This window comes from Burkholderia sp. LMU1-1-1.1, assembly GCF_040675865.1.
Taxonomy (GTDB): domain Bacteria; phylum Pseudomonadota; class Gammaproteobacteria; order Burkholderiales; family Burkholderiaceae_D; genus Rugamonas.
Map to the genome: position 1 here is coordinate 213,839 of NZ_JBEGHG010000001.1, position 19,472 is coordinate 233,310.

A 19,472-nucleotide genomic window follows, 5' to 3' on the forward strand; every position below is an offset into this window, starting at 1 on the left:
CGACCCCCCTTTTAAACCGTCACGCCGGCATGCGGCGCCGCGCGCAACGGCAGCCAGACGGCGAAGCGCGAGCCCTGGCGCTCGGCGCTGGCGACGGCCACCGCGCCGCCCTGCAGCTCGGTCAACTGCTTGACCATGGCGAGGCCCAGGCCGGTGCCCTCGAACTTGCGCGCCAGGCTGCTGTCGATCTGGCTGAAGGCCTGGAACAGCCGCCCCATGTTGTCCTGGGAGATGCCGATGCCGTGGTCGCTGACGCAAATCTCGACGAAATCGCTGTATTCGTTGTCGGCCTGCGGAAAGCGGTGCGTCGGCCACTCCCCTTCCAGCACGCCGACCGCGTCGCGCCGCACGCGGCGCGCGCGCAATTGCACCGGGCCGCCGCTGGCGCTGAATTTAACGGCGTTGCTCAGCAGGTTGTAGACGATCTGCTTGGTCTTGCGCATGTCGAGCTGAACTATGCCGAGGCCCTCGCCGATGTCCAGTTCGAGCCCGATGCGCTGGGCCGCCGCCTTCTCGCGGACGATGGTCAGGCTGTTCTGCAGCAGGCTGTGCAAGTCGACCGGCTCCAGTTCCAGCGCCATCATGCCGGCCTCGACTTTGGAGAGGTCGAGGATATCGTTGATCAGCGACAGCAGGTGCTGGCCGCTGGTGAAGATGTCGTCGATCGATTCGTGCTGGATGGCCGTGGTTTCCCCCATCAACCCATCCTTGAGCGCCTCGGAAAAACCGATGATGGCGTTCAGCGGCGTGCGCAGCTCGTGCGACATGGTGGCCAGGAATTCCGACTTCATCCGGCTGGCGTGCTCGAGCTCGATATTCTTGTCCTCCAGCGCCCGCTCGAAGCGCTTGCGGGTGGTGTTGTCGGTGCCGATCAGCAGATAGCCGATGATGTCGTCGCGCGCGTTGCGCAGCGCCGTCACCGACACGATCGCCGGAAAGCGGCTGCCGTCCTGGCGGATATAGGTCAGCTCGTAGATGTCCTCGATGCCGCGCGAGGCCTTGAACACCAGCGCGTCGAAGCCGGGCGAGATCGGCGTGTCGAGCTCGTCGCTGAGCGAGGCGGCGCGGGCGATCAATTCCAGCGGGTCCGAAATATCGGCCGGCGTGATGCGGTTGACGACGTCGAGCGCCTTGTAGCCCAGCATGCGCTCGGCGCCGACGTTGAAGATCTGGATCACGCCCCGTTCGTCGGTGGCGATGCTGGAGAAATAGGCGCTGTTGAAGATCGCGTCTTGCAAGGCGCCCGTCTTGAGCAGGCTGGCCTGCCGCGTGTGCTCGGTGTGTCCCGCCGAATGCCCGGCGCGCGTGGTGTCGCCCCGGCCCAATCCGTTCGTATGCATATGCGCCTTCAAAGGAACTACAGCCAGGCGCAATGCGTGTGGTGGATGGCCGCCGGGCGGGCTCGCAGATTGGCGCCGAACAGCGCTGGATGACGAACAGGCCGGTGGCAAGGTGGAGGAGGAAATTCAATATAACACGTGGCAACCGTGGAAACGACAGGATCGCGAGTTTGTCCGCCGTAAGTGCACACGTGGCGGGAAGACCCGGGCCCGCTCCCGGCGACGGCGGCGCTATCCCGCCGCCCCCCTCCCGCGCCCCTAGCCTAGAAACAGACGTCGGCCTGCACGCCGATCATCGAACCGGATTTGGCCGCCCCGAACGCGCCCGTCGACGACAGCGCGCTGCCCGGAGCGGCGCTGTCGGCGGCCAGCCGCGCCGCGTCGTTCCATTTGGCGTAGGTGTAGAACAGGCGCAGGTCGGGCCGCGCGTTCAGCCCCATGCCGGAGGAAATGGTCGGGGCGATGGTGAACTTGGTCATCCTGCGCGTAGGGCCGTCGTCCGGCCGGATGGTGTCGACGCCCAGGTCCATGCCGATCTTGAAGCGCCGCGAGATGCCGTAGACCAGATGTCCGCCCAGGCTGGTCCACACCTTGTTCTCGGCCACGCCCAACACGGTGCGCTCGGCCGTGAAACCCTTGTCCTTCTGGTAGATCGCCACCAGCTCGGCGCCCAGCCTTGGCGTGAACTGCGTGTACAAGCCCTCGACCACCCGCAGGCGGCTGATATTCTTGTCGTCGCCCAGGTTGCCGATCGCGCCGATGGCCTGGTCGGCGCCGCCGGTGCCCGGCCCCTTGCCGTATTGAAGCGCGAACTTGTTCTCGCCGTCGCCGTTGATGCCGGACTGCCGGTGCTGGACCGTGACGCCATAGCCGGAGTGCAGCCGGCCGGCCGGCTCTTCGGCGTTGCCCTTGGCATCCTTGACGATGAAGCTAACGCCCAGCTCCAGCGCGCCGCCGGGGTTGACGGGAATGCCGCGCAGTTGAAAGTCGTGGCGGGTGGCCGAGTTGCTGCCGTTGTCGGCCAGCGCGCCGGTCGCCGGCAGCAGGCCGCTGGTTGTGGCGACAAGATTGTCCTTGCGCAGCAAGGCGTAGCTGAATTTCAGATCGCCCACCACCGGGATGTCCTGGACGCCGCCGCCGAAACCGCGGCCGCTCCAATAGATGAAGTCGTTGGCGCCCAGGCCTTCGCGCTTGTAGTACTTGCGTCCGAGCCAAACGCTGCCGCCGTTAAGTTCGGGAATTTTATCGCCTTGCACGTAAATCTGCGGCAGATCGGCGTCGGACTTCGATGACGCGTTCGGGCTGTAATACGACAGCATGATGTTGGCGTTGAAGACCGCGCCATCGTCGTCGGCCTTCCCTACTTGCTGGCCCAGCCAGAACTCGCCGTAGACCTCGCACTCGTTGCCGAGGCGGTACTTCGCCAACGCGCCGGCCAGCTGGAAGCAGCTGGCGCCGCCGTGGGACGAGTTGGAACCGGCCAGCGCCCGGAAGTAGCCCTGATAGTCCAGCGCGGCCGCCGGCAGGCAGCATGCCATGGCGCCGGCGGCCAGCGCCGTTTGCATCAGCGGGAATTTTGGTGTGAAACGTTGCATGATATTTTTCATTTTGTCTGGTCTCCAGTGTTTGTTGTCTTGTCTGTTGTTTGTTTTAGTTGTGTTTGGCGCGTCCGCGCCGGATACAGCTGTGTTACCGAAATTCAGGCGTAGCGCTCCCCCTGGCGCACTCAAGGCCATTTTTTTGTTGGTCATTAAAATACGAACCACGTAGGGCCGATTACGGCGTGCCGCCTAATCCGCCCTACGTGCCTGCGTCAATCGGTGCCCCTGCCGTTAGGCGGCGACCTTTACTGACATTCGTTGCTGCCAGTCGACGCCGAACTGCACTGCTTGCTCCCACGTGGCCGGGTCGCATCCGGCGCGCGTGACGTTGACGCTGGCGGCGCAAATCGCGTGCCTCAGCGCGCCGTGCAGCGTTTCCTGGTCGAGCTCCTGCAACGCGGCCGCGCCGGTCAAGGCTCCTTCCCGGTACAGATAGGCGATCAGGCCGGCCTGGAAGCAGTCGCCCGCGCCCACGGTATCGACCAGCGCCAGGTTGGCCGGTGTCGGCAGCTCGATCCGGCGGGTGCGCGACATCAGCGCGGCCGCCTGTCCGCCGCGCGTGACGGCGATCAACCGCACCGGCGAGTCATGGAACAGCGCCTCGGCGACCTGGTCCAGATTGGCGGCGTCGAGTCCCAGATGCGCAAGATCCTCGTCGCTGACCTTGACGATGTGGGCCTGCTTCAACGCCTGCCTGACGGCGTCCAGGTAGCGCGGCAAGTCGTCGGCAACCAGCGGCCGCAGGTTGGCGTCGATCGAGATCAGCGCGCCGCGTTCGGCGGCGGCCCGCAGCGCCGGGACCAGCGTCGCGCCGTCCTCCGGCACCAGCGCCAGTCCGCCCGTGTGCAGCAGCGCCATGTGCGGCGGGAAGCTGTCGATCAGCGACGCGGCGCTGACGTCGCGGTCGGCCACCCGCTCGCGGTGGAAGGCGTAGGTCGGCGCGCCGTTGTCGTCGATGCTGACGATGGCGAGCGAAGTCGGCCGGGGGCTCGGCGCGCGCGCGGCCGGCACCACGTCGCTCGCGCGCAGCAGCGCGGCGAACCTGCCGCCGAATTTGTCCGTCGACAGCGGGTTGAGATAGGCGGTGGGTACGCCCTGCCGCGCCAGCCCGATGGCGGAGTTGAATACCGACCCGCCCAGGCATGCCTGGAAGCGCCCGTCGGGCTGTTCGATCATGTCCACCAAGGCCTCGCCTAAGGTTGCGATCATCATGTCCTCGTAGTTGCATTAGGAAAACTACTCTAGCCGGCACGCCAGAAAGCGCGTGTTGAACCGGCCGCTTAATTAATAAAACAACTTGATTTATTAATTTGTTGCGAATATATTCCTATTCGGTTCGGTAGTAAAGCGTTATCACTTTCTACCGAATCACGCCCCGCCGACAGGCGCGGCCACCCAGAAAATCAAAGGAGACATCGCATGAGATTGAAATATTTCCTGGCGCTGAGCGCGCTCGGCACCGTCACGGCCATGGCCGCCGAACAGCCGGTGATCGGCTTGATCACCAAGACCGAAATCAACCCCTTCTTCGTCAAGATGAAGGAAGGCGCGCAACAAGCGGCCCAGGCCGGCGGTGCCAAGCTGCTGACCGGCGCCGGCAAGTCCGACGGCGACAACGCCGGCCAGGTCACCGCCATCGAGAACATGATCGCGGCCGGCGCCAAGACCATCCTTATCACCCCGAGCGACGCCAAGGCCATCGTGCCGTCGATCAAAAAGGCGCGCGACAAGGGCGTGATGGTGATCGCCATGGACAGCCCGACCGAGCCGATGGACGCCGCCGACGCCCTGTTCAGCACCGACAACCACAAGGCCGGCGTGCTGATCGGCCGCTATGCCAAGGCCGCGTTCGCCGGCAAGCCGGTCAAGATCGCCGCACTCGATCTCTTCCCCGGGCATCCGGTCGGCATCCAGCGCCTGGCCGGCTTCCTGGAAGGCTTCGGCATCAAGAAAGGCGACGCCAGCATCGTCTGCATGCAGGACAGCTACGGCGACCAGGCCAAAGGCCAGACCGCGATGGAGAACTGCCTGCAGAAGAATCCCGGCATCAACCTGGTCTACGCCATCAACGAACCGGCCGCCGCCGGCGCGTTCAAGGCGCTGAAGGCCGCCGGCAAGGACAAGGGCGTGCTGCTGGTGTCCGTCGACGGCGGCTGCACCGGCGTGCGCGACGTCAAGAGCGGCAAGATCGCCGCGACCGCCCAGCAATACCCGCTGAAGATGGCGGCGCTCGGCGTCGAGGCAGGTTTGGTGTACGCCAAGACCGGCAAGAAGGCCAGCGGTTATGTCGACACCGGCGTCACGCTCATCACCGACAAGCCGGTGGCGGGCGTGGACAGCAAGGATACCCAGGCCGGCCTCGACGCCTGCTGGGGCAAGAAATAAGGAATAATGACCATGAATACTCGCCTCCAGGGCTCGCTGCCCCTCACCAAGGACGCCGCCATGACCGCCCGCCTGCTCGACCGCCTGCCACCCGTCTCAACGCTGGGGCCGTTCATCGCCCTGGTGGTCGCCTCGCTGTTTTTCGCGTCGCAATCGGACCGCTTCCTAAGCGGCCAGAACTTCTCGCTGATCCTGCAACAGGTGATGATCGTCGGCGTGATCGCCCTCGGACAGACCTTGATCGTGCTCACCGCCGGCATCGACCTGTCGTGCGGCATGGTGATGGCGCTCGGCTCGGTCGTGATGAGCAAGTTCGCCGTCGACATGGGTATCGATCCCTATGTCGCCATCGCCTGCGGCATCGCCGTTTGCACCGCCATCGGCGCGCTCAACGGCGCGCTGGTGACGCGGATTAAACTGCCCGCCTTCATCGTCACCCTGGGCACGATGAACATCGCCTTCGCGCTGACGCAGATCTACTCGGGCGCCCAGACCGTCACCGACGTGCCGGACTCGATGATGTTCTTCGGGAATACCTTCCAGCTGGGACAGACCTCGATCACCTACGGCACCGTGCTGATGATAGCGCTGTACATCCTGACCTGGCTGTTCCTGCGCGACACTGCGCCCGGCCGCCACGTCTACGCCGTCGGCAACAACCCCGAATCGGCGCGGCTGACCGGCATCGCCACCGGCAAAGTCATGCTGGGCGTGTACATGGCGGCGGGCCTGTTCTACGGCATCGCCTCGATGCTGTCGGTCGCCCGCATGGGCGTCGGCGATCCGCAGGCCGGCGCCACCGACAACCTCGACAGCATCACCGCCGTCGTCATCGGCGGCACCAGCCTGTTCGGCGGACGCGGTTCGATCGTCGGCACCTTGATCGGCGTGCTGATCGTCGGCGTGTTCCGCAATGGTTTGACGCTGATGGGCGTGCCCTCGGTGTATCAGGTACTGGTCACGGGTGTGCTCGTGATCCTGGCTGTGGCCACCGACCAACTCACCCACAAGAAGGGTTAATCATCATGACGATCTCCAACGCTACCCCGGTGTTCCAGGCGCGCGGCTTGACCAAGCGCTACGGCAACGTCACCGCCCTCGACGGCACCGACTTCGAACTGCGCGCCGGTGAAATCCTCGCGGTGATCGGCGACAACGGCGCCGGCAAGTCCAGCCTGATCAAGGCGCTGTCCGGCGCGATCGTGCCGGACACGGGCGAACTGCTGCTCGACGGCAAAGCCGTCCACTTCGGCTCGCCCATCGACGCCCGCCGCCACGGCATCGAGACGGTCTACCAGGACCTGGCCGTCGCGCCGGCCATGACCATCGCCGAGAACCTGTTCCTCGGCCGCGAGATCCTCAAGCCCGGCATCATGGGCAAGTGCTTCCGCGTCATCGACAAGAAAAAGATGCTGTCCGAGGCGATCCGCCACATGCAGGATCTGAAGATCGGCATCCGTTCGATGCAGCAGGCGGTGGAAACCCTGTCCGGCGGCCAGCGCCAGGGCGTGGCGGTGGCGCGCAGCACGGCGTTCGCCCGCCACGTGGTCATCCTCGACGAGCCGACGGCCGCGCTGGGCGTCAAGGAAGGCAACATGGTGCTGGAGCTGATCCGGCGCGTGCGCGACCGCGGCCTTGCGGTGGTGCTCATCAGCCACAACATGCCGCACGTGTTCGAAATCGCCGACCGCATCCACATCCAGCGGCTGGGCAGGCGCGCCGCCGTGGTGAATCCGAAGACGATCAGCATGTCCGACACCGTCGCCGTGATGACCGGCGCCAAGGACCCCGCCCACCTGCCGGAAGATGCCCATGCTTAAAGGAATCGATGCCGCGCTCACGCCCGAGTTGCTGAAGGTGTTGTGCGAGATGGGGCACGGCGACGAGATCGTGGTGGTGGACGCCAACTTCACGGCCGCGTCGCTGGGCCGTGGCAAGCCCGTCATCCGCATGCCCGGCATCGACCTGCGCCGGGCATGCGAGGCGGTGCTGTCGGTGTTCCCGCTGGACCAGTCGGTGGAGCAGCCGGTCGCCTACATGAAGGTCGAGAACACGCCGGACGGCTACGCGTCCGCCGTGCAGCGCTCGGTCATCGCGCTGGCCGGCGAACTGGCCTCGGCCGCGCCCGGGCAATGCGCGGCGGTCGAGCGCTTCGCCTTCTACGACCGGGTCGGCGGCGCCTACGCCATCGTGCAAACCGGGGAGGCGCAACCGTATGCCAACTTCATTTTTAAGAAGGGCGTGATCGGTGCCGCTCTGGCATAATTAAATAATGCCAAACAATAAAAAAGTTCAGATAGAGACCGGGCCTGGTGGCGTTCCCACCGAGGATGACATCAGGAGGCTGCGTCCGCGCGGCTCCAACCAGATCGGCATGAGCCAGTTCAACGAACGGGTCGTGCTGCAAACGATACGCCTGCACGGCCCGATGCCGAAAGCCGATCTGGCCAGGCAGACCAACCTCAGCACGCAGACCATCTCGCTGATCATCAACCGCCTGCTCGAGGAAGGGTTGGTGCTCAAGCTCGAAGCGCTTCGGGGCAAGGTCGGGCAACCGTCGGTGCCGATCGCGCTCGACCCGGACGGCGCCTTTTCGATCGGCATCAAGATCGGACGGCGCAACCTGGACGTGCTGCTCATCGATTTCGTCGGCAAGACGCGCGAGCGCTCGTCGCTGTCGTACACCTTTCCAGATCCCGACACGCTGTTCATCGAAATCGAAAAGCAACTGGCGCTGATCCACGAGCGGCTCGGCCCGGTGCGCGCCAAGCGCCTCAGCGGCATCGGCATCGCCGCCCCGCTGGCGCTCGGAGGCTGGCAGAAGCTGCTGGGCATCGCCCCCGAGCAGGCTGAAAAATGGAACCGGATCGACATCCGCGAGCGGGTGCAGGCGATGACCGGGTTGCCGGTGCAATTCGTCAAGGATACCGCCGCCGCCTGCGTGGCCGAACTGGTGGCCGGCCGGGGCCACAGCATCAAGAGCTTCCTGTACGTGTTCGTCGACACCTTTATCGGCGGCGGTCTCGTCATCGACAGCAACCTGCGTGGCGGCCTGCACGGCAACGCCGGCGCCATCGGTTCGATTCCGCTCGGCCTGGCCCGGCGCGGCGACACCTCGCAGCCGGAGCAACTGCTGAGCGACGCCTCGCTGTTCAGCCTGGAGCAATCGTTCATCGCCGCAGGACTGGACGAGGCGGCCTGTTTCGACGGCCGCGCGCTGCGCGAACCGTGGCGTCCGCACACGATGGCGTGGCTGGACCACGCGGCGCGCGCCATCGCGCTGACCATCAACAGCGCCGCCTGCCTGCTCGACCTCGACAGCGTGATCATCGACGGCTCGTGCGAGCGCAGCCTGCTCGACGAGTTGCTGCCGCAGGTGGAGGCGGCGCTGGATTATTACAGTTGGGAAGGGGTGTCGCGGCCGTCGGTGCTGGGCGGCACGATCGGTTCGGACGCGCGCGCCATCGGCGGCGCCCTGCTGCCGCTGTACGCCAACTTCGCGCCCGACAGCGACCTGTTCCTGAAGTCCGACAAGTAGAAGCGGACCGCCGACGGCGATCCGCGTGAGGCAGCGTTCAGGGTTTCTTAGCCAGGTGCGTCCTCAGTTTTTCGTACAACTGTTCGCCGTCCACGATCCTGGTGAACTCATCCGGAACGTCGACCTCCTGGGCGGCCTCGCCCGGGCCGGCGAGCAGCCCGCCGTCCATCTGGCCGGCGATGCGCTTCTCGTTCACGTACGTCGCGCCGACGACCGTGCCGTCGGCCTGGGTGATTACGATCATTTTCATGTCAGCGCCCCGCCATGTAGGTTGTAGTAGACCCAGTTCGGGCCATCGTTACGGAATTTGACGTAATAGGTGATGTACCCGGCCGGCTCCATGCGCTCGCCCTGTTCGGTCGCCCACATCAGGCCGTTGGAGGTGCGGACATCGGCGGTCGCGTATTGCGCTTCTCGATTGTCATAAAAAGTGTACCACCAGGTCTGGGTGGCGCCAGGCGCGATCCAGACCGGGGTGAGAAAGTTGTTGAACGACATATTAGTCTCCCGGTGATTATCGGCGCGGGACAGCGCCGATCCAAAGTGCAAATCGACGTTCTCGTCTCGAGAACATTCGCCGCATCTCCAGCGGCGATGCCCACCTCCACACTTCAATGGCTCCGGTCGCACCCAAGGCCAGGCAACTTTCCCTCTTGAACAATGACTCTGTCGTGTGGAAATCCATCGTGGCGCGCGCCGAAGAATTTCAGTGTATCGAGCCCGGCAGCGGGCGGCTTTGACACCGATTAAGGGCGGACCGGCCACGGCCGGACGCCCTCCCCGGCCTAGTAGATCGACGCTTTCCGCGCGGTGTTGGCGATGCCGTACTGGCCGTACCACACCGTGTTGCCCCAGCTCGTGGTGCTTGACCAGTCGGTCATCAGGTCGAGCCAGGCGTTGGCGGCATCATTGCCTTGCGTCGACCACGCCACATAGCCGACACCGAACTGCTGGGCATACTCAGTCTATGATGAGCAGCGAACGCCTACCAAATCTGACCCGTGCTGGGATTGGTTCTGTGCCTTTGCGTTGACCTGTCGATTTGGCAGAGCGTTCCCCGAGCGTTGCCGGGCCCGTTGCCTGTGACCTAATAGGAGCTTTGTCCTGCACCGTGAGTGTCCTGTCCGGGAAGTGGGGTTGGTGATGCGCCTACCATTTTTTCGGAGCGCAGATGGACAATCAACTACAAAACGAAGTTGTACTCGGAGTCGACACGCACTTGGACGTCAACGTCGGCGCAGTCATCAGTCACACAGGCAAGTTTCTTGGAACATTTGCGGCAGAAACCAGCGCACGTGGCCATCTGGAACTAGTCGCATGGGCACGCTCACTGGGTTGTATTCGACGTGCCGGCGTTGAGGGCACTGGGACCTATGGCGCTGGCCTTACTCGCGTTTTACGCGAGCAAGGAATTGAGGTTCTCGAAGTCAATCGGCCTAACCGGAGTAAGCGCCGGTTAAGAGGAAAGTCAGATCCGACGGACGCGGAGAACGCTGCGCGCGCGGTACTTGCCGGCGAGGCGACAGCAATTCCAAAGTCCCAGTCAGGAGGAGCAGAGGCTATGCGCACTGTTTCAGTTGCCAGGCGAAGTGCCGTAAAGGCAAAAACACAAGCGATCAATCAGTTGCGAGCGATCCTGGTTAGTGCACCGCAGGAAATCCGTGAACGTCTATGGAAAACCAAGGCTGAGCAATGCGTCGCGGCGTGCGCTGATCTTGCACAGTTAGGCACGACTACTGTACTCATGGCATTGACCACAACGCTGCGCCTGCTGGCGAAGCGCTGGCTGACGCTGGCGGATGAACTCAAAGAACTCGACAACACGCTTGATAAGTTGACGAGTCAATTTGCACCAAGCCTTCGTCAGCAGTTCGGTGTGGGACCGCAGACGGCAGCAACCTTGATTGCAGTAGCCGGTGATAATCCTGAACGTCTACGCAGCGAGTCGGCGCTAGCGGCACTTTGCGGAGTAAATCCGCTGCCCGCGTCCTCCGGAAAGACGATACGGCATAGACTAAATCGCGGTGGCGATCGCCAAGGCAACAATGCCTTGTGGACCATCGCGATGGTCCGGATGCGAAGTGAGCCGAGAACACGTGCTTATGTTGAAAGGCGAACCAATGAAGGCATGTCCAACAAGGAAATCCATCGCTGCCTGAAGAGATACCTCATCAGGGAGCTTTACCGCGTTATATTGAGCGATCTACAGGTGACTGGCTCGACACTTGACATAGGAGCGTCATTGCATCAGCAGCGGTGCGTCGACTTTCGAGCCGAGGTTGTTGTTGCCGTTGGTCGTTCGGGTTGTTGAACCTGATGTAGGCGTACACCGAGAACAGTTGTGCCTGGGGTCGTGGTTGAGCAGGTCCCAGCCGTACAACAAGCCGGCGCTGGCGTCTTGGCCCCACTTGGGGTTGTCGATCACGATGGTCGTGGTGAAGCCGGCGTTGCGGATGGTGGCGATCGAAAAGAAATGGCCCGAGTGCCAATGTCACCGGATCGAATCTTGTCCAGACTATGCATCCCGAAGGCTTAGTCCCAAGGCCTAAATGAATCGTCTGCACACTCGTGGTGGCGGCCGAAGTCCTTTGCTACAGGCTTTTCGAAACGACTCGCCCCAGAACTGGCGTATTTCACTAGCCCAAGGATAGGCGCATTTATGTAGATGTACACTAGCCTAGCAAGCTGTTTTCCTTAGTCGGTTATTGCGCGCAACCGAGCCAACGCATCTTCCACTACATACTCCGGTACAGTCTCGATTCGTTTTGCCTTTCTTGACTCCAAGTCCAGCATACGAATCTGGTTAACCAGCGCGACGCCCTGTGTCTTTGTGCCGGCCCCGGTAAGTGGCGCAGCGAATCCAGCGTGGCGAGCAAAGTCACCACCCTGCGTGATCGGTGCCACCAGCACGGTACCCAGCGCATTAAACGCCGTCGTGGAGAGCACGAGTGCAGGCCGCATACCTTTCTGCTCGTGGCCTTGCGTCGGATCGAGATTGACCATCACGATATCTCCTCGCCCAAACTTACTCCGGCTCACCACGCTTCACGCCCGACTGGCTTGGCGCTGTTCCATGCCGCCATGTCCGCAGGCTCGGGCGCATTGGGATCGCATTGCGCCACTAGCTCCTCGAGCGAATATGAAGGACTCGCCGCCTTCAGCAGCACGCCGTCCGGCCGCACATTAACACTGAGCTTGTCACCTAGAGTGACCTTTAGCAGAGCCAGCAACTCAGTCGGCAGACGCACAGCCGCGCTATTGCCCCATTTTTGAATCGAGAGTTCCATAGAGCCTCCTAATGTTTATACATTGTAGATCCACAGAAGATGCAAGGTCAATGATATCGCCTCTGAGATTTGCTGTCCCGACTAATCCCGAAGACATGTTCGTGCCCTCTGCCCGCGATCACGACCGAATGCATGGTCACGTATCCCCGGAAGCATGGCGGCGGAATCCGGATTATGTGCAAGCGGTGAGCCGCCGCCCTGGCCTGTCACTTTACTTCGCGGGGAAGAAAACCTGCCGCACAAAATTGATCACCTCGGCGCGCGCCTGCGTGGCGGCCGCCTGGTTGCGGCCGGCGTGCGCGCCCAGTCGCGTGCACGCCTTGTAGAAGTCGGTCAACCTGGCCGGGTCGATCGTCGCACCGCTCAGCTCGGAATGGATGGTCCACGGCTCGATATCCCAGCGCAGCACGCCGCACGACATCGTGACGCTCGCCTTGGGCAGCCACGTCACCGCGTAGGTGGCGTCGAACGAATGGCTGGCGCCGGCGTACTTGACGGTGCGGACCGGGGCGCCGGCTTCGGCGTATCTGGCCGCCAGCGACTCGCACGATGCGGCGCCGACGTAATCGTCGGCCGCGCCGACCAGGTTCAATATCGGCGCGCTGGTGATCTGGCGAGACCAGTAGACGTCGTTGCAACCGGCGTACAACGGGATATGCAGGGCGAAGCGCAGGTCGGTCTTGATGACGGCGTGGCGCAGCGGTTCGATGGCGCTGCGGAAGGCGACCGCGCCGCCCCGCGAAAAACCCATCACGCCGATGCGGGCGGGATCGATGCGCGGGTCTTCCCCCAGCACTTGCAGCGCCTGCAGGCCATCCATCAAGTTCGCGGCCGGCGGCACCAGTGTTTGGTCCTCGACGGTGCGGGTCACGCCGCGCGGCTCGTAGCTGCTGACCACGAAAGTGGCCACGCCGATCGAATTGAGCGCGCTCACCCACATCCTGGTGTTCGCTTCGATACCGGCGCTGCCATGCATGATCACCATCGCCGGCACCGGACCGGGATTGGGGACGGCCGGTGGGGCGTGTGGCAACGTCAGATCGCCCCACACGCGCTGCGGCGCCCAGTTTTGCCGCCGCTCGCGCGCCAGGTCGTACATCGTGGCCGGCGTGAAGCTGTCGAACTCGACCCGCGTAGCGGCGGGGGCGGCGGGCGTGCTTTGCGCCCGCGCCGCCGGCATTCCAGCGGCGGCGAGCGTCAACAACAAGGTGGCAAAAGTGCTTATGTACTTCATCGAGCGGCTCCGAGTGGTTTAAGTGCCGCCGATTCTATAAAAGTTACCGTTAAGTTAATGTTAAAAAGGCAAAATTAATTCGCCCACGCCACTCTAAGCCACAACCCTATTTAATTTCCTGTTCTACCGGCGACGGGCGCTCCGGCGGCGCGCCACGGCACCGACCAGGCCAAGGCCGGCCAGCAGCATCGCGTAGGTTTCCGGTTCGGGTACGGCCGTCGGGCCCATGGTCCAGGTGCCCGTCGCGGCGATCGCGCCCTGGAAGAAGTAATAGGTTTCATAGCCGCCCACGACGCTGTCACCATTGTTGGAGGTGGTGATGCTGCTGATGTCTTCCCTGCCCTCCGGGGTGTGCAATTGGCGCAGCAGGCTGATGTCCCACAACGTGGGCAGGCCGTTGGCGTCGACCGCGCCGATATTCATGGTCATCGTCCAGTTGGGATTCCACACCGACCCGGGCGGAAAGGCCGGATCGGCGTTCGGGTCGGGATAGGTCAGCGATTGCGGATGGGTCGGGGAGTCGTTGGAATACCGGTTCATGAAGATGACCGTGCCGGGCGCCCAAGAGGAACCGGCTGTCAATAGTGTCGGCGTGAAGATCTGCGCGGTGATCACGCTGTAATGGGTGAACGTGACATCGCTCCGATACGCGATGTGTTCGACCGGAATCACCTGGCTGACATAATTGTACTGATAGGCGTGGGCCGCGCCGCCAAACAGACTGGCTAGCAAAATGCACATAGCAATCAACAAGTTACGCATACTTCCTCCTGTATTTTCGAGTGCGCCGAATGACGCAACGCGAGCTTAATACAGTTAGCAATTCTGCATGATAGATTTTCTGCACAGGATAGGTGCGGCTTTAAAGGATTCGGCAATCGATCTGATCAGCAAAGTGTCGCCAGCCGCGCTTGAGGCCCGATAGCAAAACCCCGCGACTGGGGCTCCCGGTGGCTATGGCCGCACCGGCCGCGTCGGCGGCTGGCGCTAGGCGCCCGCGTCGAGCCGCACCGCTTGCGGCCTCCTGCCCGTCCAGACATGGAATGCGCGGGCGAAGGAGTTGGCGTCCTCGAAGCCGAGCAGGAAGGAGATCTCGGCACCAGACAGCGCGGTGTTGCGCAGATAGTGATGGGCCAGCGAATCGCGCAGCGTGTCGAGCGTCTGCTGGAAGGTGGTGCCCTCATCCTGCAAGCGCCGTTGCAGCGTGCGGGTGCTGACCCCGAGGCGGCGGCACACCGCCTGCATCGACGCCTCGCCGGCCGGCAAGGTCTCCAGCAGCGTGCCGCGCACCCGCTCGGCCATGCCGGCGGTCCGGTCGAGATCGGCGAGCCGCTGGCGCAGCGACGGCTCGAAGAACAACCACATCTTGTGGTTCTCGGTCAGGAAGGGCCGCTCGGCGTCGGCCGTGGCGAACACCAGGTTGGCCGACGGCGTGGAAGTCACCGGCACCCCGAAGAAGGCGGCGTAGCTGGACGCGTCGCCCTCCGGCGCCGCCGCCGACGGCCATCCCACACGCAACGGCTGGATCGGACTGCGGGTGGCCAATCGCCCCAACTGCACGAAGAAGACCAGCTTAAAGGCCAGAAACACCGCGGGCGGCGGTCTGCCGTCGCCGAGGAAGGCGATGCCCACAGTGGTTTCGACCGGCCCGCGTTCGACCTTGATCGACATCGGCGCGATCAGGCGGACGTACTTGGCGATGCGCTCCAGCGCGTCCGCCAGATTGGCGCTGCACAGGGCCGCGAACAGCTCCGGGTCGAACCAGTCGGACGACATCACCCGGGCGATTCTCAGCGGCGCAGGCAAGTCGGCGTCGAGCGACGCGGCCTCGGCGTCGATGGCGTTCCACAGCTTGAAGAAATTGTCCGAATCCAGGCGTACATTCTGGCGCGCGAACAGGTCGCCGGGCAATTGCGCGCGGCGCAGAACCGGTGCCGTCGCCAGCCCGGCGTCCTGCATCAGCACGCGCCAGCCGGGCCAGACCGCGTAATCGAGCGCGGGCGCGCGGCCAGGTTTTTTTACAGTATCCATGAGCCCAGTCTAGCTCGCCGATCATGCCAGGACAATAGCCGATCGCGCCACGCCGTCGCCGCAGGTTTTGGCGTGTTATGCATTCAGATTGGCGCGCTCGGCGAGTGCGCGCGACGCGTTTCGCGGGCAAAGTACCGCTATCCCATCACCAGCCATGCTTTGCCTGGGATCTCAATCTTTCAAATAGGGTATTCAAATGAAAAAAACCATTCTGGTCACCGGCGCCTCGTCGGGCTTCGGGCTGATGCTCGCTAATCATCTGCACCAACAAGGCCACACCGTCATCGGCACCAGCCGCGAGCCGGAGAAATACGCCGGCAAGGTGCCGTTCAAACTGCTTCGCCTGAATATCGATGACGACAAGTCCATCAAGGACTTCACCGGCGAGCTGTTCGACTTCGCGCCGCATCTTGACGTACTCGTCAACAACGCCGGCTACATGGTCACCGGTATCGCCGAGGAAACCCCGATCGACCTGGGCCGCCAGCAGTTCGAGACCAATTTCTGGGGCACGGTCAAGCTCACCAACGCGCTGCTGCCACGTTTCCGCGCGCAGAAAAAGGGCCAAATCATCACCGTGAGTTCCATCGTCGGCTTGATCGGGCCGCCGAACCTGGCGTACTACACGGCGTCCAAGCACGCCGTGCAGGGATACTTCAAATCGCTGCGCTTCGAACTGAATGCTTTCAACATCAAGGTCAGCATGGTCGAGCCGGTCTGGTTCAAAACCAATCTCGCCCACAACGCCGTTGCCGCCGTCGGCCGCGGCATCGCCGACTACGACGGCTACCGCCGGCAGGTGAAGGCGGCGACCCAAAAGGGTATAGACGAGGCCGAGTCCCCCGACGCCGTGGTCAACACCATCACCCGGCTGATCGGCACGAAGGAGCCGAAGTTCAGCAATCCGGTGGGCAAAATGACCGGCATGATTTTGTTCCTCCAACAGTACGCGCCCAAAATGTTCGAAGGCTCGATCCTCAAAAGCGTGCGAACGGCCGCATGATCCATCACCCACTCGGGAGCAAACCATGAAGTACTACTTGTGCAAATATATTCCACCACGCGCCGATTTCCTGGCCACCATGTCCGCCGACGAAAAGGAGTGGATGACGCAACACGGCGCCTATCTGAACCAGTTGCTCAAGCAGGGCCTGATCGTCGCGCACGGCCCGGTGATGGACCCGGCCGGCGGCTATGGCGTGTCGCTCTACCGGATCGACGACGGCCTGGATATCGCTCAACTGACGTCCGCCGATCCCATCGTCAAAAACGGTGCGGGCCACTATGAGCACCATCCCATGCTTCATCTCGCTACGCGGGACTGAGACCGCTTGCCGACCTGGGGCGCGGGCCAGCGTCCGCCCCCCGGCGCTCCAGCCATGCAAAACTTTTTGCATAAGCAAACACACAATCATTCGTTCACACGCTGAAACGGCCTCGATAGACTGCAAGCTCTTTCGATCGTCATGACCTGTTATGACAGGTTATGCAGCCCAGGTGAACCGATGACCAATTTCCGCACCGTAGAACTGTCCCCCGTCCCGCTGTACACGCAGGTGAAGGAAAATCTGCGCGAGCGCATCCTCGACGGCAGTTATCCCGCCCACGCCAAGCTGCCCGCCGAGAGCGAGCTGAGCACGATCTTCGGCGTCAGCCGCATCACCGTGCGCCAGGCACTCAACGACCTGCAAAAGGAAGGCGTGATCTTCAAGATTCCCGGCAAGGGCACCTTCGTCTCCAAGCCCAAGGCCTTCCAGCAGTTGACCCAGCTCGAAGGGTTCGGCGAGGCCATGGGCCGCATGGGCTACGAGATCTACAACCAGGTCACCAGCCACAAGACCATCGCCGCGCCGGCCCACGTGGCGCAGCGGCTGGGACTGGCGCCCGGCGCCGACGTCGCCGAGATCAAGCGCGTGCGCCACCTCAACCGCGAGCCGGTGTCGCTGGAGGTGACCTATCTGCCGCCCGACATCGGCGAGCGCCTGCGCCGCGAGGATTTGGCCGGGCGCGACATCTTCCTGATCCTGGAAAACGACTACGGCATCGCGCTGGGCCGGGCCGACCTGCAGATCGACGCCATGCTGGCCGACGACACCCTGGCCCACGCGCTGCGCATCGAGGCCGGCACGGCGTTGCTGCGCATCGAACGCCTGACCCACGCGGCCGACGGCACGCCGCTCGACTTCGAATACCTGTATTTCCGTGGCGACGCCTTCCAGTATCGCCTGCAGATCGCGCGCCGAGGCTGAGCGCCGCGCCGTCGCCTTGTCCTCATCCACCTGGAGCAAACCACTATGCAAACCATCATCGAAACCGTCGACGTGCTGGTGATCGGCGGCGGCACCGCCGGCCCGATGGCCGCCGTCAAGGCCAAGGAAGCCGACCCGAAGCTGCGCGTGCTGCTGCTGGAGAAGGCCCACGTCAAGCGCAGCGGCGCCATCTCCATGGGCATGGACGGCCTGAACAACGCCGTCGTACCCGGCTTCGCCACGCCCGAGCAGTACGTCAAGGAGATCACCACCGCCAACGACGGCATCGTCAACCAACGCACGGTAATGGCCTACGCCGAAAACAGCTACCCGATGATCGAGGAGCTGGACCGCTGGGGCGTCAAGTTCGAGAAGGACGAAACCGGCGACTACGCGATGCGCAAGGTGCACCACATGGGCACCTATGTGTTGCCGATGCCCGAGGGCCACGACATCAAGAAGGTGCTGTACCGCCGCCTCAAGCGCCAGCGCGTGGAGATCAGCAACCGCCTGGTGGCGACGCGGCTGCTGACGGCGGCCGACGGCAGCATCGCCGGCGCCATGTCCTTCGACTGCCGCACCGGCGACTTCCACGTGATCCGCGCCAAGGCCGTGGTACTGGCCACCGGCGCCGCCGGCCGGCTCGGCTTGCCGGCATCCGGCTACCTGTTCGGCACCTACGAGAACCCGACCAACGCCGGCGACGGCTACAGCATGGCCTACCACGCCGGGGCCGAGCTGTCGGGCATCGAATGCTTCCAGATCAATCCGCTGATCAAGGATTACAACGGCCCCGCGTGCGCCTATGTGACCGGTCCGTTCGGCGGTTTCACGACCAACAACAAGGGTGAGCGCTTCATCGAATGCGACTACTGGAGCGGCCAGATGATGCAGGAGTTCTACAACGAGCTGCAAGGCGGCAACGGCCCGGTGTTCCTCAAGCTAGACCACCTGGCCGAGGAAACCATCAGCACCATCGAGACGATCTTGCACACCAACGAGCGGCCCAGCCGTGGCCGCTTCCACGCCGGGCGCGGCACCGATTACCGCGAGCAGATGGTGGAGATGCATATCTCGGAGATCGGCCTGTGCAGCGGGCACTCGGCCTCCGGCGTGTGGGTCAACGAACACGCCGAGACCACCGTGGCCGGACTGTACGCGGCCGGCGACCTGGCCTGCGTGCCGCACAACTACATGCTGGGCGCCTTCGTCTACGGCAAGCTGGCCGGCGAGAGCGCGGCGCGCCGCTGCGCCGGCACCGAACTGGCGCCGCTCGACGAGGCGCAGGTCGAAGCCGAACGGGCGCGCGTCTGGGCGCCGCTGAGCCGTGTCGACGGCCTGCCGCCGGCCCAGGTGGAATACAAGCTGCGCCGCATGGTCAACGACTACCTGCAGCCTCCCAAGGTCACGCGCAAGATGGAAATCGGGCTGACCCGCTTCGAGGCCATCCGCGCCGATCTGGACCGCTTGTCGGCCGCCGGCCCGCACGAACTGATGCGCGCGCTGGAGGTGCACGCGATCCGCGATTGCGCCGAGATGGCGGCGCGCGCCTCGCTGTTCCGCACCGAGAGCCGCTGGGGCCTGTACCACAACCGGGTCGACCATCCCGAGCGCAACGACGCCGACTGGCTGTGCCATGTGCAGCTCAAGAAGGTCGACGGCGGGATGACCTGCTTCAAGCGCCCGCTGGAGCCGTACATCGTCGCCCTCGACGAACAGGAAAAACAGGCCTATCAACGACTGCGCATAGCTAAAGAGACAGCCACCGCGCCCACCACGCCGCAAGCCGAAGCGCTTGCCGTTTAAG

Annotated in this window: 19 protein-coding genes and 2 pseudogenes; 10 read left to right on the top strand and 11 right to left on the bottom strand. The window is 63.7% G+C overall.

Translation table 11 applies throughout. The features are described from left to right. Positions 1–11: 11 nt before the first annotated feature. The 3 genes from MRBLMU1_RS00790 to MRBLMU1_RS00800 all read right to left on the bottom strand — a co-directional run bounded on the left by MRBLMU1_RS00790 (position 12) and on the right by MRBLMU1_RS00800 (position 4,153). Positions 12–1,340, bottom strand: coding sequence for a sensor histidine kinase (locus MRBLMU1_RS00790; protein WP_363495568.1), 1,329 nt, complete (start codon positions 1,338–1,340; stop codon positions 12–14). Positions 1,341–1,603: 263 nt separating this feature from the next. Then, on the bottom strand, positions 1,604–2,935 hold the full coding sequence (locus MRBLMU1_RS00795; RefSeq protein ID WP_363495571.1) for a maltoporin: 1,332 nt from the start codon (positions 2,933–2,935) through the stop codon (positions 1,604–1,606). 237 nt (positions 2,936–3,172) lie between these two features. Further along, positions 3,173–4,153 (bottom strand): carbohydrate kinase family protein, encoded by a 981-nt coding sequence (locus tag MRBLMU1_RS00800; RefSeq protein WP_363495574.1) that lies wholly within the window; start codon positions 4,151–4,153, stop codon positions 3,173–3,175. Positions 4,154–4,360: 207 nt separating this feature from the next. On the opposite strand from MRBLMU1_RS00800, the gene MRBLMU1_RS00805 reads away from it, so the two are divergent. Genes MRBLMU1_RS00805 through MRBLMU1_RS00825 form a run of 5 tightly spaced genes read left to right on the top strand, consistent with a single transcriptional unit; the run spans position 4,361 to position 8,864 of the window. Further along, positions 4,361–5,326: a sugar ABC transporter substrate-binding protein gene (locus MRBLMU1_RS00805; protein ID WP_363495577.1), complete on the top strand. Its 966-nt coding sequence runs from the start codon at positions 4,361–4,363 to the stop codon at positions 5,324–5,326. 60 nt (positions 5,327–5,386) lie between these two features. Further along, positions 5,387–6,346, top strand: coding sequence for an ABC transporter permease (locus tag MRBLMU1_RS00810; RefSeq protein ID WP_363496425.1), 960 nt, complete (start codon positions 5,387–5,389; stop codon positions 6,344–6,346). Between the two features lie 5 nt (positions 6,347–6,351). Then, positions 6,352–7,146 (top strand): ATP-binding cassette domain-containing protein, encoded by a 795-nt coding sequence (locus MRBLMU1_RS00815; protein WP_315218502.1) that lies wholly within the window; start codon positions 6,352–6,354, stop codon positions 7,144–7,146. Next, on the top strand, positions 7,139–7,591 hold the full coding sequence (locus MRBLMU1_RS00820) for an RbsD/FucU family protein (protein ID WP_363495580.1): 453 nt from the start codon (positions 7,139–7,141) through the stop codon (positions 7,589–7,591). The genes MRBLMU1_RS00815 and MRBLMU1_RS00820 overlap by 8 nt, the downstream gene beginning before the upstream one ends. Before the next feature lie 7 nt (positions 7,592–7,598). Further along, complete coding sequence (locus MRBLMU1_RS00825; protein ID WP_363495582.1) at positions 7,599–8,864, top strand: ROK family transcriptional regulator; 1,266 nt, start codon at positions 7,599–7,601, stop codon at positions 8,862–8,864. Between the two features lie 37 nt (positions 8,865–8,901). On the opposite strand, the gene MRBLMU1_RS00830 is transcribed toward MRBLMU1_RS00825, so the two are convergent. The 3 genes from MRBLMU1_RS00830 to MRBLMU1_RS00840 form a co-directional block, all read right to left on the bottom strand. Further along, entirely contained in the window at positions 8,902–9,114 is a 213-nt protein-coding gene (locus tag MRBLMU1_RS00830; protein ID WP_363495585.1) for a hypothetical protein, read from the bottom strand. Further along, positions 9,111–9,362, bottom strand: coding sequence for a hypothetical protein (locus MRBLMU1_RS00835; RefSeq protein WP_363495587.1), 252 nt, complete (start codon positions 9,360–9,362; stop codon positions 9,111–9,113). Before MRBLMU1_RS00835 ends, MRBLMU1_RS00830 begins: the two co-directional genes overlap by 4 nt. A 287-nt stretch (positions 9,363–9,649) precedes the next feature. Then, on the bottom strand, positions 9,650–9,796 hold the full coding sequence (locus MRBLMU1_RS00840) for a hypothetical protein (protein WP_363495590.1): 147 nt from the start codon (positions 9,794–9,796) through the stop codon (positions 9,650–9,652). A 239-nt stretch (positions 9,797–10,035) separates the two neighbouring features. On the opposite strand from MRBLMU1_RS00840, the pseudogene MRBLMU1_RS00845 reads away from it, so the two are divergent. After that, a pseudogene (locus MRBLMU1_RS00845) lies at positions 10,036–11,070 on the top strand (IS110 family transposase); the annotation flags it as partial. Between the two features lie 488 nt (positions 11,071–11,558). Here the strand turns inward: MRBLMU1_RS00845 and MRBLMU1_RS00850 are convergent. From MRBLMU1_RS00850 to MRBLMU1_RS00870, 5 genes and pseudogenes are all read right to left on the bottom strand, one after another. Continuing rightward, positions 11,559–11,906, bottom strand: coding sequence for a type II toxin-antitoxin system ChpB family toxin (locus MRBLMU1_RS00850; RefSeq protein WP_363495596.1), 348 nt, complete (start codon positions 11,904–11,906; stop codon positions 11,559–11,561). Then, positions 11,900–12,151 carry an AbrB/MazE/SpoVT family DNA-binding domain-containing protein gene (locus MRBLMU1_RS00855; protein WP_363495599.1) on the bottom strand — a complete coding sequence of 84 codons (252 nt, stop codon included), beginning with the start codon at positions 12,149–12,151 and terminating at the stop codon, positions 11,900–11,902. The genes MRBLMU1_RS00850 and MRBLMU1_RS00855 overlap by 7 nt, the downstream gene beginning before the upstream one ends. A gap of 211 nt (positions 12,152–12,362) precedes the next feature. Continuing rightward, positions 12,363–13,385, bottom strand: a complete 1,023-nt coding sequence (locus tag MRBLMU1_RS00860) for a dienelactone hydrolase family protein (protein ID WP_363495602.1) — start codon at positions 13,383–13,385, stop codon at positions 12,363–12,365. Between the two features lie 123 nt (positions 13,386–13,508). Further along, positions 13,509–13,604: pseudogene (locus MRBLMU1_RS32670) on the bottom strand (PEPxxWA-CTERM sorting domain-containing protein); the annotation flags it as partial. Between the two features lie 768 nt (positions 13,605–14,372). Then, the gene (locus MRBLMU1_RS00870; protein WP_363495608.1) at positions 14,373–15,416 is read right to left on the bottom strand and encodes an AraC family transcriptional regulator; all 1,044 of its coding nucleotides are present in this window, start codon (positions 15,414–15,416) and stop codon (positions 14,373–14,375) included. A 196-nt stretch (positions 15,417–15,612) separates the two neighbouring features. Here MRBLMU1_RS00870 and MRBLMU1_RS00875 point away from each other — a divergent pair, with 196 nt between their 5' ends. The 4 genes from MRBLMU1_RS00875 to MRBLMU1_RS00890 all read left to right on the top strand — a co-directional run bounded on the left by MRBLMU1_RS00875 (position 15,613) and on the right by MRBLMU1_RS00890 (position 19,471). Beyond that, positions 15,613–16,419, top strand: a complete 807-nt coding sequence (locus MRBLMU1_RS00875) for an SDR family oxidoreductase (RefSeq protein ID WP_363495611.1) — start codon at positions 15,613–15,615, stop codon at positions 16,417–16,419. A 25-nt stretch (positions 16,420–16,444) separates the two neighbouring features. Continuing rightward, entirely contained in the window at positions 16,445–16,741 is a 297-nt protein-coding gene (locus MRBLMU1_RS00880) for a YciI family protein (RefSeq protein WP_363495613.1), read from the top strand. Between the two features lie 180 nt (positions 16,742–16,921). Next, positions 16,922–17,665, top strand: coding sequence for a GntR family transcriptional regulator (locus MRBLMU1_RS00885; RefSeq protein ID WP_363495616.1), 744 nt, complete (start codon positions 16,922–16,924; stop codon positions 17,663–17,665). Between the two features lie 45 nt (positions 17,666–17,710). After that, positions 17,711–19,471, top strand: coding sequence for a fumarate reductase/succinate dehydrogenase flavoprotein subunit (locus MRBLMU1_RS00890; RefSeq protein WP_363495619.1), 1,761 nt, complete (start codon positions 17,711–17,713; stop codon positions 19,469–19,471). Position 19,472: the final 1 nt, after the last annotated feature.